This window comes from Mechercharimyces mesophilus (genome assembly GCF_059818345.1).
In genome coordinates, this window is sequence record NZ_JCBAPH010000005.1 from 167,178 (window position 1) to 182,921 (window position 15,744).

Genomic DNA, 15,744 nt, shown 5'->3' on the forward strand with positions numbered 1-15,744 from the left:
GTTATCGAATTTTGTACTTGCTGGGCAATTCTATTTTATTTTCTCCCCTTTCCCATCAAAAACCGGAAAGTGCGACGAGATATAATCAGCGGTCCCATCTTTATTTGGAATAACCCCACCTTGAACTTCAATTATTTTTCCATCTGGTCCTTTTACTTTTGCATTAAAAGTTATAGGTATAACATTGCCATCATTCCCTATGGAATAATCCAATTTAGGACTTTTATTCATGAACTCGTCTAGAGCTGCCTGTCCCATAGCATCAATGTTCTCTTTACTATAATGCTCTGGGTACATAGTCTTTGTTTTAGTTTTTTTTGATAGCTGGATCGGATTGATATCTGACGGGTCTTTCTCTAAATATTCCTCTCCAGCACTCCTTCTCACTTTCTTTTCTAATTTATTCCTTTTACTTTTAGATACGTTGGGATCTTGTAATTCTTGTAAGTGTTTTTTTACATTTGTCCACTTTTCTAATTGGCTTTTATCTACATCCCCAATTTCAACTACCACTCTACGAACGCCAGTGCTATTATCCAATTCTATTGATTTCATCTCAAGACCTTGCTCTTTCGTTATTCGTTTCATTTCATTCCAATTATGAAGACCACTACCATTCCATTGCCCGTAAAAAGGCGAATCAGGATCTGTTTGTATTTCACCCTCATGCACATGTTTCTTCGTTTGCTTACTAATCTGAGGGGGGCAACTACAAATTACTTTCCTACTATCGCCAACTACATCATCAACTTCATCCTTGGCTTTTTTCGCCACATCCCCTGCATCAGAACCAAGAAGCTTATCATCCAATTTCTTAATTGCATCTATTCCATCATCTGCATATTTACCAACCTTGGCTACTTTTGCTGGAGGAAAAAGTGCAACACAACTAAGTGTATGATCTAAGATACCTGCTTCATTGCCATCAGTGTCTTCTCCTGTAAAGCAAGTAGAAACATCATCAAGAATTAGAAAATCTAGGCTTTCTTTCCCGACATACAGAGCATCATCTACGATTTCGCCCGATGTAACATAGTCTACCGAATCATCAACAATTTCCCCTGATGCAACATAATCGTAGGCGTCTTCCCACCATGGCTTATCTTCTTCTTTCTCCTCTTCTTCCTTCTTATCTACTTGCTCCTTCTCTTCATTGGTTGGTTCCTGAAAATTTTCTGCTTCATCCTCTCCTCCCGCTTCTGATTGTTGCAGATCCGATGGTTCTTGTTCCAAATTTCCCGATTTGGACCCTTCTCCTACTTGTATTTCTACCTCTTCACCCTCGATCAATTGTTCGATCGTCTGCTCTACAGTTGTCTTAGCCGTTCCATCATCCTCCGCAAAGAGGGTATATAACACACCTGCCAATAACACAACTGCTATGAGAATCAACACATACTCTACAGTCGTAGCGCCTTTTCTACTCCACTTTATCCATTCCTTCATGCGATTGCTCTCCCTCCTTTATGTGCTCTATTAAATTGGAAATAACACAATCCCAAGCCCATATTTCGCTATCACCCAAATGAGACCAATGGTCAGTATGATCATGACTGGGGAATACCAAAGAGAGAGACGGTGTGATTCAGCTACCGTAAAGCAGAGTGTGACATAAAACCAAACAGCCACAATCAGTTGAATCGCTATGAAAAATAAATAAAATACAAGCAGAAAAAAGCTACTATCAATCCTTGGTGTGATATCCATAAAGATTTCATTTCCGAAGAGAAGTAGTTGGATTCCCCATAAAAGAAATCGTGTCACGAAAACAAACATGGCACCGGCCACACCGTTTAAAAGATCTTGAAAGGTCCCTTTTCCTCCTACTGCTCGACCCAGTATGTAAAGTAAACCTGCATATGCAAACCATAGAATCGGACCAATTCCTATCCCAATAAGGATGGATATTGGCAAAAGCATACTTAATTCAAAATAGTCTCCTAACTTAAGGAAGAATATTTGATCGAAAGTGTATGATATCCCGAATACAAGCACAATTAGAATCAATATATACCACTTCGAGGAAATATCGCGCATGCGTCTGACCACTCGCCTAGGACGAAACCAGATCGATATCCACAAGTCCAGACATTCCATTAAAAAATTTTTTATACGATCCATTTTTTCTCTCCTATCGCTGCAAAATCTTAGACTAGTTCACCAACGGCAGTAGGAAGATTAAGCAAATGATTACAAAAAGAAATAATCCTATTACAATAAGTCCAAGCGCTTTCCACGCGGATGATTCCAATACTTCTCCCACCGCTTTTGCAAGTACGACAACGTACCACACAGCGATTACTATATCCACGATAAAAGATAGTGAGAAAAAGGCGAGTAAAAAAGTACTACTATCTAAATGAGGGGTGGCAGTAGTGAAGTTTTCATGTCCTATGAGAATAATCTTGAGAAGCCATAGCATTATTTTCCATGAAAGTGGCACAAAAGCTAATCCAATCGCTCTACGCATGCCTCCCCAAGTAACATCCGAATCAAACACTTTCCCTACAACAGTCATGATTCCACTCAGTAAAAACCACTGCACAACCCCAATGATTGCTCCAATAACCAGTGAGAAAAAGAATACCTTAGGTAAAGATAAGCGGTTCCCAAGATCTTGCGCGGCAGCATTTTCTAAAAAAAGAGCAATACCAGCTAGGACTGCAATCATCCAAAGCCACTGAGTAGTATTTGCTTCAACATAGTGACGTGTAGTGCGCCTCGGTTGATACCATACAGTGAACCAAGGACGCAATCGCTCATCATCTTTTAGGTAACTAATCATCATTTATTAACCTTCCTTTTTTTAAAGTTTTCTCAGACCTGTATTGCTGACTCGAATCATCTATAAATCCATTTACAATATATATTTTATAAGTAAATGGTATCTTTGTCCAACTCAAACAGGATACAATACCATCTTTTGATATACCAGTTCTTAATAGATAGTAACTTGAAACATAGTATCTCGTTTAGCTATCCTTAATATGTTAATTAGTACCTTGTTTAGTTAGTAACCAACAATACCAATGGATCATAGGACTAAGAGCCGTGAATAGATTGGTCATAGTTAGACTTAGCTTATCTGGAGCCTCAATATTTGCACCAAGTCTAGAGTCATTATCTTTTCTACATATTTTTAGTATGGGAGTAAAGTTCAATACATTTGCATTCGAGAGAGAGGAAAAATACGCATCTCAATTTTCCCAATCACATTTTGTTTTGAAATGGGCCCGAATTCACGACTATCAATACTTTCACTTGGATTATCTCCCATAACAAACAATTGGCCAGATGGAATTAGGACTGACTGAAAGTCAGGAAGATCCTCTCGAGCGGTATTGCCCAATGTAACTGCCTGTTGATTAACATATAACCTCCCTTCGCGTACTTCCACTGTATCCCCAGCCAAAGCTATCACTCTCTTATCATAAGGTCGTGTTGTCGATTCATTCAATCGAAAGACCACCATGTCACCACGTTTAATTTGATCTTCATGAATATCAACAATGATTATATCTTCTTCCACAAAAGTAGGCTCCATACTAGGACCAACAATCATATACCAATCGTAGGAACGTAATAAAAACAAAAAAGCAAGGAGTGTAACTGACCATAAAATCAGTATTGTAAGCACTATCTTTTTCATACGATTCCTTTCTAAAACACGTTATTAGTTCAGACTAGTAGGATAGAGAGTTTCCAGACCAAGATAATTGAAGTGCCTCTTAACTCTTTCTTTATGAAACTAACGGTGTTTATACTCTTGCCACGGGTGAAAAAGTGGCTAAACGTTATTCAAAGGCGTATTTCCAAACTGAACGTGCGAATCACTAAAATGCTAGAAATCTCTTATACGTTGCCTCATCCATAATGAATGACATGCCCCATGTTATCCAATTTCATTCTATATATTCCGTATCAACAGGATAGTGGTTATATTGCTCAACAAACTTCTTTCCTGTAAATTCAAATGAAGATTTCTTCGCCATTTCTAAAAGCTGTGTAATCATTCCGCTTTGAGTTCCTCGAAAGATGATCTAGGAACATATGATCCAGCACTAGTGAAGATAATCATTGAAAACACCTCTGTGTATTTCTTCAAGGAGTTAAATTACTGGGAGTCCATATGACAACGGTCATCTGCTACCTAGTGGAAGAACGCTACATCGCGAAGGTATTCTTGTCCTATTACAAACTATTAGTAACATATTTTTGAAGATGATATAAATCATAATCATTATCCGAACTTTCATTCGGAAAGAGAATCATGAACCATAGACGATTTTTCCCTTCGAATATTAAACCTTAGATTCAATATAAATAGATCACGTCACTAATTCATTCCTCCTGTTCAAACTCCATATCAACAGAAATCTCACTACTATTTGTTAGATATCCTATTTTCTCTCCTTTTACTACAAATTGATCATTCTTCGCCATTTCAATGATCATATCTTTCGTGTCTCCTTTCTTCACTTTGATCATTGCATGCAAGCGCATTTTCTGTGTAGCGTCTGGCCATACGCGATCAGGGACGTCATAGTCTTGAATAAACTTTTTTTCTATATACACTATTCTCTCCTGTATTTCTTCAGACAGATGAGGTTCTACTTCTAAATTCTCTATAATGGACATGCTTGAAGTGTTGGTTAACTCGTATTCATAATAAATATCTCTATATTCTTCCGGATGTTCGAAAAGATCATTTATCTCATCACTTGTTAATCCACGATCCTTCATAGCTTTTTTGCTCAGCCAAAATTTATCAACTTCATGTACTTTCACATTTAATCCATTTGCTTTCAACGTATCTCCAGAAAAAGATATGAAATAATATGTTAAAAAAAGTAAAATTAGTGAAGTTAATCCTACGAATGTGATTTTGAAGATTCTCTTTATCAATTCAATTACCTTCTTTCGGTACTAGTTTGATGATACTTAATCCGGCTAATCATCGTTTATCTAAATGAGCCCCTATCCCCATAAATTATTAGAACAATAGAGCTAAGACTGAAAATCAACTTCCAATGTTATGATTTATGGTAATTGAGTTCCTTTATAGAAATGGAAGCCTTCGGTTCTCCATTTGACCTTAATAACTTACAAAGTTTCTTGTCTGTTCCCAGGATATTTTATAAGCCCTATATATCACAGGTACGTATCATCAAAGGAGACTTCTTTTTTTGAGTTATCTTTAATATTGTGGGATTTTTTAATTAAATAGGGTAGTGCATCAGAAATACTTGTGATTCATGCATTAAATTAGTCGCAAGCATAAAAGGTATGGACTTCATTAACCTCATGAGCTTCTTTATTCCAAATCCAGTCGAAACTCCGCTACTTCATACCATCTCCTCCCTAACGCAATTTCATCAGTTCACACTCGGTCATTTCTATTACCTCCTTTTCTAAGGCTTCAATACTCTACCTCTCATAATATCTACTCTTAATCTTTTAATCTCACTATATATAATTTCCCACCTTCATCTATATACTCTTTATATGACTCTCGTACACTCGCATTATTACGATCGGATGTATGCCCAGAGTATAATAGTTCACCATCAACTCCTGTAATAATCGTAGCATGATTGATCCTTTCATCTCCATCAAAGTCCCAATATAGCAAGTCTCCTTCTTCAATGTCGCCACTTTTAAATGCTTCATCAAAACCTTCTTTTGATGAAATTTCGATAACCTCTTCCTCTATGTATCCATTCTCTTTATTTGAAAAATACTTAAATTGGTCATGAGCTATGCCCCAAGCATTAGAAACATCTGATTCTTTCTGCAAACAAGGCCAGACTCCTAAAACGCAATGCTCTTCTCCTTTTTCATAATACCAATCATCATTCATCTGTCTTATTTTTCCTGATTCTAGCAATATTTGTGAAACAAAATTTGCACAATCGCCTCCTCCATTTTCAAATGGTGGAAACTCATATTTAAGGTTAAAATCATCGAACCGTTCGTACTTTGGATTAACTCTTTCTTCACCCTCCTTGCTGTAACTATCTATATATTCCTTTTGACTTTCTAATATTCCCTCTTTTTTTTCCTTATTCTTTTTTTCTATCTCTGCACTTAGTTCTAAATCTACTTCTCCTTCCATTCTACTAATCCAGTTAATAGTTTGTTGGTTATATTCTTCCTCATTTAGCTTCTCCACCGATTTTTGATCACTGCTATTTCCTTCTAATTGTTGTGACTGGTTTTCCAACGGCAAAGATTCTAACTGCTCTTGTTCAGGGGACCGTAGTTGTTCTTCCCCTCCACGTGATGTTTTGTCTTCATCCTCAGGAAGCGCATTGTCCATCTGTATATTCGGGGAATTACTACTTTCTTTTCCCATTATAAGATTCATTACCGTAGTGTAAACCCGTTCCTCACCCTCTCCACTAAATAAGGTGAAAACAACGGCTGCAAGACTTACTACTGCGATTAGAATAAAAACGTACTCAACTGTAGATGCACCATGCTGACTTTTTAGCAGGCGCTTGTATTCATTCCGCTTTCTATCCAATCTTATTTCCCCCCTTTATCTATTTCTTTTCAACGGAGAGCCAGTAACCCTAGTAAGCCCCTCATGAAAATAGCATGTCCTGTTATGTTCATAAAAAGAAAAATTATTACTCACAGTAATAAGCTCAACGTATCTCCAAAGTTAAACCTATCGAATTCAACAAAGAAAATCTCTTAGTATATCAATAAACCTACAACTTATTTGATTACATCACTATATTAATGTAGTCAGCAGGATCGACAGATTGACCATCTTTTCGGATCTCAAAATGCAGATGGTATCCAGTTGATTTCCCAGCTGTACCAACGCCTGCTATGTTCTCACCTCTTACAACCTTATCACCTTTCTTAACGAGGAGTTGATGGGAGAACATATGCCCATAACGGGTAGTTACCCCGTTACCATGATCAATAATAATAACATTTCCATAACCATTCATCGGGCCAGCATGAGTAACTTCCCCCGCTTCAGCTGCATGAATCGGTGTATTATACGGTGCAGCTATATCCAATCCGTGATGCATACTTCCTGGTTGACCCGTAACTGGATCATTTCTTAATCCATAAGGGCCTATTGAAGTATAACTTCCAGGCGGAACAGGGATTCCAAAGTCTCCTTCAGTGATTAAAACTCCAGCATAAGACATCCCCCCTTTAGAGGCCTGGAGGATTGGTGCTTTAACTTCATTGCTGTAAGTAAAAGGGGTAGATTTCATAAATAGAACAGGGATACTCGTTTCTGCTTTAGCAATCGCTATACCATCTTTTTCTTTAATCTTTACCTCCATTTTCTTTAGCTCATATGCTTCTGGCGAGCCAAACGATTCTTCTCCCTGTTTTCTGGCTTGCTCGTCATCCCCCGTTGATGAAGCAATTTTTACTGCATCTCTCAATGCTGCCTGAGTATCCATAATGGCCATTCCAGTAACTGCAATCTGCCAAACGAATAGCGATAAAAATACAAAGGAAGGTAGAATAATAAGAAACTCGAGTGTTGCTGCCCCTTTACGGTTTCTACGACTAAATTGACTAATCCATCTAAAGAAAGTCATCAGCTTACCAACCTCTCAGTCCATTCTCGTCTGAATATCTCTACTTTCCAACTCGATTTTGTTTAGTATAAAATACAAGGTCGAACTATATTAGATATAATCAAAGTCTACAATCTCCCTCATAAATACAAACAGGGCATTGAAAATTCTCAATCCAATCTCACTTCTTAAGGAATAATTGGGGTAACTGCATGTTCTTCATATGTAAATGTCTTACCCACAATACTAGTAATAAAGAAGATGTCTACTTCTGTCTCTGCTTTTGCTGTTATCATCCCCTCTTCCTGATCAAAAGTCACATTTAATGTCGACAATTCATATGCTCCCAATACACCAAATGCTTTTTTCGCTTTTTTTTCTGCTTCCTCTTTATCCCCTGTATTAGCAGCTATTTCAAGAGAATCGTGGAGCGCTGCCTGCGTATCCATCACTGCCATTCCAGCTACAATAAATTGCCAGATAAGTAGAATAAACATGACAAAAAACGAAAAGATAATAGCAAATTCTATTGTCACAGCACCTCTACGATCTCTTTTTGACCTTTCTTTCATCCTACTAATAAAAGAGAGCATCATGCTCACCTCCATTCAACATTGAATTAACTTCACTTATACTTGATCACAATCTCTCCATCACTAATTTTGTCAAGATAAGACCGTGAAGGGCCGGAATCTTTTCCCCATACGTACTTTCCTTTAAAATACTCTTCTGCCATCATCGGTTCATATTCAGTCCGTGCTCTCACTTCTACTCGTCCATTTTTATGAATAATGATTTCCCCCTCGTGATCCGCACCATTATCCATTGCATATTTCTTTGCCACATTTGCTAACCGTGTTTGATTCCTTAGTATCCCTTGCTTAATCATAAAACTCTCTTCTGCTACTGTTTGTGGAGACTCATCCTGCGAGTTGTATGTTTCAATAATTACTTGGTCAAGCTCCTTGGTTACTGCAATACTTGCAGCACTAGCAGCAACACGTGAGACAGAATGAGTCGCCCATGCAATGCCAACACTACTAAGTAGAAGAAAAAGAATAGTCATGCCAAGAAGGATCATTATCCACGGGATGGTTATATTACCTTTTTTATTTTTTATTAGTTTCAGCATGATTTTCTCCTCCAAACCGACTCGTTCACGTCATCAATGCAATATGTTATCCACCTCATTAAACACCTAAATTTTCTTGATCTCACTCAACCTTATCGTTAATCTTTCTGTAAATATCCGCTTTATTATCTGCCACTTCTTGCTTCATATTAATTTCGAATTTGTCAATAAAGAAATATATATCTGTATATCGCTCACTAATCTTCATCCCCGACCCAGAAAGATTTAGCTCCTCTATCTTTCCTTTTGATAAGAGGTATTCCTTCGCCTTCATCATATGATCCTTTTCTTTAGATGCTTTATCCTTCGTCTCTTTTTCTATTTCACGAATCTCACTCAATTTCTTTTTGACAACTTCCAGTAATAGCGACTGATTATGACCTCTCCACTTTATCCACTCAGTAATCAATTTGCTCTTCTGGTCATCGAAGTACTGTTCTAAGTCTTCCTTAGATTGAACTGTCTGATAAGAACCTCCCCCAGCTTGTGCCACCTCTTTCAGCGAATGCGCCCCTTGATCATTCACATCAAATCCTATAATGTTAATAACCGCTTCAATATCGGATTGATGCAAACTTTGTGCCGCCTTCACTGGATCTCCGTCACATGTTTCCTCACCATCACTCACTATGTATACAATATTCTTGATATCCGATGATTTACTGGCTAGATCTCGCTGTGTTCCTTCAATCGCTTTCGCAATCGGTGTCCATCCCGTAGGTTTTACTTGGTCAAGGGATTCCTCGAATTTTTTTTCATCATACTCCTGCATCGAATAAATCTCTTCAGAGCTTTTACATGAAAGGGCTTTATCTGCATCACGATTACTTCCTTTATTTCCGTATATGCGTAAGGAAACATTACTACTCTCTGGCATAGTGGAGGCGAAACTCTTCACAGATTCTTTGGCCAAATCCATTTTCACTCCACCACTCACTTTCCCCGCCATACTTCCACTTGTATCGAGAAGAATAGTTACGTTCAGCTGTTGTGCTCTCCCATCCTTAGGTACTTCTACATTTCCAGGCGTATCTGTGGTGTCAAACGTAATGGTAGGATCAAAGGCACTCATTCTCTCATTAAGTAACCTATAATCTTCACCCATTAACTCAATGAACCGAGTATATAATTGATCTTCGGTTGCATCCACCGGAATATCATCAAGCTCTGCCTTCACTTTTTCCCAATTAAATTTCTCTCCACCGTATTCTCCGGGCGGTTGCTTTAAAATCTCTTCCACTTCTGTAGTAGCTTGTGGCTTGCTCGCATTCTGTTTTGTTTCCTCTATATTAACTTCAGATTCCATTACAGAATCTGAACATGCAGACGATAAAATAAGGGAGGGAAGTAGAGTTAACAATACAAAATACTTCTTGATTCCTACCATACTGAAACACCTCTTTCTAAGATATATAAATGTGGCCGTATTTGAACGGCCACATAAGGAGATTTACTTATTCTCCACCTTCTCCACCGCCAATATTCGAAAGAAGGTCTTTAATTTCATTTTTCACACTATCTGTCCCACCTTCTAAAGCGGCCATTGCAGCTAATGCTAAAGCACCAGCACCTGCAAGGACTAACACATACTCAAGCGTACTAGCACCTTTACGATTTTCAAGTACATTTTTGTAAGCTGTATAAGTACGTACACTCACACTTGCTACTTTGTTTTTCAGGTTTTTCATAACTTAATTCCTCCATTTTTTTGAATTGTCTACCATCAATACCTCTGCTTTCATCTCGATTCTCTCCACATCACCTCCTTAAAACAAACCTTTAAAGGGACTGTCTGGATCTAACACATATTTCAAAACTAGTGTTCCAAACATAAGGAGCATAATCGAAGGTGCAATGATTAACCCCGCCACCAAGGAGATCTTCGGTTCTGCTTTTCCCGCTTCTTCTTTCGCCTTCTCAGAACGCATCCGCCTCATTTCATCGGCTTGTTGTGCAAACGCTTGCGACACAGGAGTCCCTAAACGTTGTGACTGAATAAGCGATTGAATGAGTGCTTCAAGCTCCGGTGAGTCTGTCCGTTCAATAAGTGAACGATATGCATACTCGCGTTGCACTCCAAAAAGGATCTCTTGATTTAATCGAGCAAACTCCTCACTTAAGGGTCCCTTTGTTACGGATACATAATAGCCAAGAGCTGCATCCAGACCCATACCCGCCTGCAACGTAATACTCATCATATCGAGGAAGTCAGGAAGTTCAAACCGGATTTGTGCCTGTCTCCGTTTAGCAAGAACTCTAATACCAAATATAGGGAATAGATATCCTACAAAAGGCATCAGCGGTAACATTAATGAGTAGAAAGGAAGACCTAATATATACCAAAAAAGTCCAATGAAGAAGCTAATGATTAAAAATAGTATCTTTGCTCCATGCAAGCGACCTACTGTTAATCCGTATGGTTTTCCAGCTTTGATCAGATAACTTTCTAGCTCTTCATTCTCACTAAGAAGAGGAACTTTCTCACCAATTGGTGTGAATTGATCAAACCATTGTCCCATTCTTTCAGTCCAATTTTCTTTTTGTTCGCTTTGACTTGGGTTTACAACCTCTTCATCTAGATGTTGTTTGATCTCTTCCCCTCGGCTCCTGAATTGCACATAAAAGAAAGCCGCAAAGCATAAGCCCATCCATGTAGTAATGATCAGTAGAAGAATCCATGTTTGTTGCAATATTCATACGACCTTTCCCCTAAACTTTGATATCGGCAATCTTGCGAACGATAAGTACTCCGATTACCTGCATCCCAATAAAAAGGGAAATGATAATGATGCCGAAAAAAGAGGTAAACAGTTGAAAAAAACCCTCCATCATTTGACTCAGCATATAGGCTACAAGTAGAGATAGCCCAGGAAGAATATAAGCCGTATAACGCGCTTGAGCAGTTAAAGACTGCACAGTCTGCACAATAATTTTGCGCTCTTCCATCGTTCGTGCCATCTCTCCCATTACATGTGCGATATCGCCCCCTGCTCTGCGTTGAATAACTAACGCGTTGACGAATATATCGAGATCACGGCTTTTCAACTTCGAGGTGAGATCAGCTAGAGACCGCTCTATATCTCTGCCCAGTTTCACTTCTCTCACCACTGTCCCTAACTCTTTTCGAATTGGATTTGGCATTTCTTTCACTATTAATTCTAGCCCTTGAGGAATAGATAGTCCCGCACGCGAAGCACTACTTAATAACCGACACGCTTCCGATAATTGAGCTTCCAAACGACGTACATAGATGTGATTACGCGACTTTAGAAAGATCCAAGAACCCAATGGAGTCAATATCACAGAAGCTAATATACAAATAAGGAAAGACGGTACATTCAACATATAGAAGAGAAGGAAGGTGAAAAAGAAACCGATTAAGAATACAATAGATCCGTATTCTGATGGTCTCATCTCGACACTAGCCTTTTCCAATCGAGGAAGCATCTTTTCAGACCATCTGGTTTGATCAATTCGCTCCGCTAAAGACTCCGACCAACTACGCTTGGTTTCATAGACTTTCACCCAATTTCCGATTTGCTCCATCGCCTTCTTCTTCTCCCTCTGTGCGATCAAGAAATAATACACTCCCCATACCGCACTAAGTACAGCTAGAAAGATGAAAAGCAGACTCATATTTCTTCACCTCCACTCGTCGGTTGGAAGATTGCTGGGTCAGCGGGGACACCAAACGCCTTCAATCTTTGTAAGCAATTCGGTGTGTTCCCTGTTGCAGTGAAATAGCCACTCACTTTTCCGTCCTCATCTACACTGGTCTGTTGAAACTTAAAGATTTCTTGCATGTGGATGTTGCCATCCTTCCCTTCTTGTAATTCAGCAATGGATTGCATCTTCCGTTGCCCGTCCGGAAGCCGACCGATCTGAACAATGAAGTCAATCGCACCTACCAGATACGAGCGAATGATAGATGAAGGAAGGTCCATACTCGACATCATCACCATTCCTTCTAGTCGGTTTAGAGCATCGGAGGGAGTATTTGCGTGAACAGTAGTAAGGGATCCTTCGTGCCCAGTATTCATCGCTTGTAACATATCGAATGCCTCGGCTCCCCGTACTTCACCTACGATAATACGGTCCGGTCGCATCCGTAAGGAGTTTCGCACGAGCTGACGAATAGTTACTTCGCCTTTTCCTTCAACGTTAGATGGTCTGGCTTCCATACCTGCTACGTGATTATGAGGAATACGTAATTCCGCCATATCCTCAATGGTTACAATTCGCTCGTTTTCTGGAATAAAGCAGGCAAGGGCATTAAGCAATGTGGTCTTACCGCTCCCTGTCCCACCTGAAATAATAATATTAAGCTTCGAATGAACCAAACTGCTCAAGAAGCTTGCCATGTCGTTTGTTAAACTCCCAAAACCAACAAGATCCGGTAAACGAATAGGATCTTTTCTAAACTTACGTATGGAAACAAGCGAGCCTTTCAAACTAATTGGAGGAATCACGGCATTCACACGGCTACCATCCGGTAATCTTGCATCCACCATCGGCGAACTCACATCGATCCGGCGACCTAAAGGTGCGACAATCCGATCAATTACATGCCTTAACGCTTCATCGTTTCGAAATTCGATGTCTGCCCGCTGAATTTTCCCAGCCTGCTCATAGAAAATGTCTTTGGGGCCGTTCACCATCACCTCTGTAATACTTTCATCTTCCAAAAGAGGTTCCAACGGACCGTAACCAACAGATTCGTCAATAATACGAGTAATCAAGCGATCCCTATCGATACGCGTAATAACAACTTGTTCATCTGCTAAATAGCTTCCGATAAGGCGATCTAATGTTGTGCGTAACTCTGCAGATTTCATCTGCGTTAACTTTTCCAAATCCGTCTCACGCAGCAAACGTGCTTTAAAATGTTGTGCTAATTGATCAATTCTCTCTTCATCCGCACTATTCAGCGACTTATCTACCGCTTTTTTAGAATGATTTTGGAGTTGGGGGCTTAATCCTTGCCGTGCTTCTCGTGTAAATAAGGCCACCATTCACCCCTCCTTTTATGAAGCAGATTCTTTCACTTTTTCCTTCAAAACTTCTTCTGCAAACTTCTTGATGTCTTTAGCCAATAAGCTTAGGCCTCGCTCTTTTCTAGTTGTGCGTAAGGGTGTCCCTCGATTAATGAGAGGCTGGACTCTTTTCGCGTCTTCGCGTAACTCTCCAGCGATGGGATAAGGGAAGTGTTGTTTGATGTCCGTCCCACTAATTTCTGTTTCTTTTCCTTTTCTATTGATAAGTAATTCCAGCCGTTCATTTGGATCAATTCCCAGTTTATCGAACAGATCAAGAACCCTACCTAGAGTACGTACTGCGGGTGAGTCGGGAGTCATCACATAGTACATTCGATCAGCTTCTTCTAATGCTGCACAAGAAATCGAGGAGAGCTCAGTAGGGAGGTCAATTAAGATATAGTCATAATAAAGACGTGATGTACGTAGAAGACGCGCTACATGCTCCTCCGTAAGTTGCTCTGCAGTTTCCGCATCTGCAGGGCTCACTAACACTTCCACCTGTGAGTATGGTTCAACCGTAGTAACACTACGGATATGATTGTCATTTAGCTCATTTAATACAGGAGTAAGATCAAATAAAGTTCTCTCATTACTAACATTTAGATAGGTTTCAAGACCACCGTATTGCAGGTTCAGATCTACAAGCAATACACTGGATTGAGAATCCAAGCCCAGCGTTTGCGCTAGTGTTGAGGTTACAAGGCTCCGCCCACTCCCTCCTTTCCCACCATAAAACGCCGATACTTGCCCTCTCCCCCAAGTAAAACTAGCTTCTTCCTGCTTCGCTGCCCCTTTTGCTTGTAAGGCCTTTACAGCACGTGAAAATACATCTTCTAGAGCCATAATCTCATCTGGGAGAAAGAGAACATCGAATGCACCAGCACGATTAACATCCCTAGTACGGATAGGGTCTCTCCTCTCACTTAAATAAATGATAATAGCTCCAGGTACTTCCTTCGTCAGGTATGGCAGAAATTGAATCCCCTCGCCTTGCTCATGAAGTAAGATAATATCTGGTTGAAGCCGAACAATTTCCCTTCGTACTTCAGTAGGAAGAACATGCACAAAACGTGGAGAAAGATTATTAATACGAGTACGAATTGATTCTACCTGGGTGGTATCAGCTGATATCATAACAACATTTAAATGATTCATGGATAAACACCTCCAATATGCTAAAAGTAGTTTTTAGTTGGATTCAGAATCTTGCTTTTTAGATTCTTCTCCTTCTTTCACTTGCTGTTTTTCATCATCTTTATCTTCTGGACTTTCTTGAGATTTATCTGTCTCTCCAGTTACTTGCGGCGCTTTCAAAACACGAATCGATGTTGCAAAGTTTTCTTCATGAATTAATTTTCTTGCATTCTCCAATGAGAGTTCCAGTCCAATCGCTATTGTATTACCGTCTTCATCTACATTAGTAGTAAGAACCTGGACATTCTTCATGAATACGAGCGTTTCCATTGTTTTCTTATCCTGTTTCTCATGTGAAACAACAATATCAACTCGATCATTGGCTTCTATTTGCTCATCGAAGCCAATTGTTTCGCTTTGTACCATTTTTACCATTCGGCTTTCAGTTGATTGGAGTTGTTTTTCTGGTTTTAACACATTAGTTGTAAGAGAGTCTCCTTCTTTCAGAGGAATAACTGATACCATTTGATTAATCTGATCAATGTTGGTTACATGAGACCCTTGGAGATACTTTTTCGGTACTTCTACTTCTTCAAACTGTTCAGGTGATAATGGCTGACGAGATGGAATAGAATCTGTGGCCACATAGATTTTTGTCATCCCTCCTAATCGAGAGTCGACAGCTTGTACTTTCTGAAAAAACAAGAATGCAGCGGCTGTTGCTAACACTATTGAAAGGATAGTAAAGATAATTGCTCTACGCTTTGCTTCTTGCATAAGTTGCCACCTGCTTACCCTATTAGTTTAGAAAAGTAAATGTCAATTATAATTAAATATTAGGTATATATCATTGATAACTTAGGCATGAAATCAATCTTGGTCGAAA

16 protein-coding genes are annotated in these 15,744 nt (G+C 39.3%); all 16 read right to left on the reverse strand.

The genetic code is table 11. The features are described 5' to 3' along the window. Positions 1-30: 30 nt before the first annotated feature. The 16 genes from AC6RGY_RS13475 to cpaB all read right to left on the reverse strand — a co-directional run bounded on the left by AC6RGY_RS13475 (position 31) and on the right by cpaB (position 15,635). Entirely contained in the window at positions 31-1,374 is a 1,344-nt protein-coding gene (locus AC6RGY_RS13475; RefSeq protein ID WP_499863734.1) for a hypothetical protein, read from the reverse strand. Positions 1,375-1,476: 102 nt separating this feature from the next. Further along, a complete protein-coding gene (locus tag AC6RGY_RS13480; RefSeq protein ID WP_499863735.1) occupies positions 1,477-2,121 on the reverse strand; it encodes a YIP1 family protein in 645 nt (214 codons plus the stop codon). A gap of 31 nt (positions 2,122-2,152) precedes the next feature. Further along, positions 2,153-2,788 carry a Yip1 family protein gene (locus AC6RGY_RS13485; protein WP_499863737.1) on the reverse strand — a complete coding sequence of 212 codons (636 nt, stop codon included), beginning with the start codon at positions 2,786-2,788 and terminating at the stop codon, positions 2,153-2,155. Between the two features lie 369 nt (positions 2,789-3,157). Next, a complete protein-coding gene (gene lepB / locus AC6RGY_RS13490; protein ID WP_499863740.1) occupies positions 3,158-3,649 on the reverse strand; it encodes a signal peptidase I in 492 nt (163 codons plus the stop codon). A 692-nt stretch (positions 3,650-4,341) separates the two neighbouring features. Continuing rightward, positions 4,342-4,905 (reverse strand): hypothetical protein, encoded by a 564-nt coding sequence (locus AC6RGY_RS13495; protein WP_499863742.1) that lies wholly within the window; start codon positions 4,903-4,905, stop codon positions 4,342-4,344. A 544-nt stretch (positions 4,906-5,449) separates the two neighbouring features. Continuing rightward, positions 5,450-6,526 (reverse strand): amidase domain-containing protein, encoded by a 1,077-nt coding sequence (locus AC6RGY_RS13500; protein WP_499863744.1) that lies wholly within the window; start codon positions 6,524-6,526, stop codon positions 5,450-5,452. 205 nt (positions 6,527-6,731) lie between these two features. Continuing rightward, positions 6,732-7,577, reverse strand: a complete 846-nt coding sequence (locus tag AC6RGY_RS13505; RefSeq protein WP_499863746.1) for a peptidoglycan DD-metalloendopeptidase family protein — start codon at positions 7,575-7,577, stop codon at positions 6,732-6,734. A 167-nt stretch (positions 7,578-7,744) separates the two neighbouring features. Then, entirely contained in the window at positions 7,745-8,149 is a 405-nt protein-coding gene (locus AC6RGY_RS13510) for a TadE/TadG family type IV pilus assembly protein (RefSeq protein WP_499863748.1), read from the reverse strand. Between the two features lie 32 nt (positions 8,150-8,181). Beyond that, positions 8,182-8,688 (reverse strand): hypothetical protein, encoded by a 507-nt coding sequence (locus tag AC6RGY_RS13515; RefSeq protein ID WP_499863750.1) that lies wholly within the window; start codon positions 8,686-8,688, stop codon positions 8,182-8,184. 82 nt (positions 8,689-8,770) lie between these two features. Next, a complete protein-coding gene (locus AC6RGY_RS13520; protein ID WP_499863752.1) occupies positions 8,771-10,075 on the reverse strand; it encodes a VWA domain-containing protein in 1,305 nt (434 codons plus the stop codon). A 67-nt stretch (positions 10,076-10,142) separates the two neighbouring features. Further along, the gene (locus tag AC6RGY_RS13525; RefSeq protein ID WP_499863754.1) at positions 10,143-10,376 is read right to left on the reverse strand and encodes a hypothetical protein; all 234 of its coding nucleotides are present in this window, start codon (positions 10,374-10,376) and stop codon (positions 10,143-10,145) included. A 78-nt stretch (positions 10,377-10,454) separates the two neighbouring features. Next, positions 10,455-11,378, reverse strand: a complete 924-nt coding sequence (locus tag AC6RGY_RS13530) for a type II secretion system F family protein (RefSeq protein ID WP_499863756.1) — start codon at positions 11,376-11,378, stop codon at positions 10,455-10,457. Between the two features lie 19 nt (positions 11,379-11,397). Next, entirely contained in the window at positions 11,398-12,324 is a 927-nt protein-coding gene (locus AC6RGY_RS13535) for a type II secretion system F family protein (RefSeq protein ID WP_499863759.1), read from the reverse strand. Continuing rightward, positions 12,321-13,697, reverse strand: a complete 1,377-nt coding sequence (locus AC6RGY_RS13540; protein ID WP_499863761.1) for a TadA family conjugal transfer-associated ATPase — start codon at positions 13,695-13,697, stop codon at positions 12,321-12,323. Before AC6RGY_RS13540 ends, AC6RGY_RS13535 begins: the two co-directional genes overlap by 4 nt. A gap of 15 nt (positions 13,698-13,712) precedes the next feature. After that, positions 13,713-14,879, reverse strand: coding sequence for a CpaE/TadZ family protein (locus AC6RGY_RS13545; RefSeq protein ID WP_499863765.1), 1,167 nt, complete (start codon positions 14,877-14,879; stop codon positions 13,713-13,715). A 33-nt stretch (positions 14,880-14,912) separates the two neighbouring features. After that, on the reverse strand, positions 14,913-15,635 hold the full coding sequence (gene cpaB, locus AC6RGY_RS13550) for a Flp pilus assembly protein CpaB (RefSeq protein ID WP_499863767.1): 723 nt from the start codon (positions 15,633-15,635) through the stop codon (positions 14,913-14,915). Positions 15,636-15,744 lie beyond the last annotated feature (109 nt).

Coding starts and splice junctions, on each gene's coding strand:
- AC6RGY_RS13480 (WP_499863735.1), bottom strand. CDS start 2,121: ATGGATCGTATAAAAAATTTTTTAATGGAATGTCTGGACTTGTGGATA.
- AC6RGY_RS13485 (WP_499863737.1), bottom strand. CDS start 2,788: ATGATGATTAGTTACCTAAAAGATGATGAGCGATTGCGTCCTTGGTTC.
- lepB (WP_499863740.1), bottom strand. CDS start 3,649: ATGAAAAAGATAGTGCTTACAATACTGATTTTATGGTCAGTTACACTC.
- AC6RGY_RS13505 (WP_499863746.1), bottom strand. CDS start 7,577: ATGACTTTCTTTAGATGGATTAGTCAATTTAGTCGTAGAAACCGTAAA.
- AC6RGY_RS13510 (WP_499863748.1), bottom strand. CDS start 8,149: ATGCTCTCTTTTATTAGTAGGATGAAAGAAAGGTCAAAAAGAGATCGT.
- AC6RGY_RS13515 (WP_499863750.1), bottom strand. CDS start 8,688: ATGCTGAAACTAATAAAAAATAAAAAAGGTAATATAACCATCCCGTGG.
- AC6RGY_RS13520 (WP_499863752.1), bottom strand. CDS start 10,075: ATGGTAGGAATCAAGAAGTATTTTGTATTGTTAACTCTACTTCCCTCC.
- AC6RGY_RS13525 (WP_499863754.1), bottom strand. CDS start 10,376: ATGAAAAACCTGAAAAACAAAGTAGCAAGTGTGAGTGTACGTACTTAT.
- AC6RGY_RS13535 (WP_499863759.1), bottom strand. CDS start 12,324: ATGAGTCTGCTTTTCATCTTTCTAGCTGTACTTAGTGCGGTATGGGGA.
- AC6RGY_RS13545 (WP_499863765.1), bottom strand. CDS start 14,879: ATGAATCATTTAAATGTTGTTATGATATCAGCTGATACCACCCAGGTA.
- cpaB (WP_499863767.1), bottom strand. CDS start 15,635: ATGCAAGAAGCAAAGCGTAGAGCAATTATCTTTACTATCCTTTCAATA.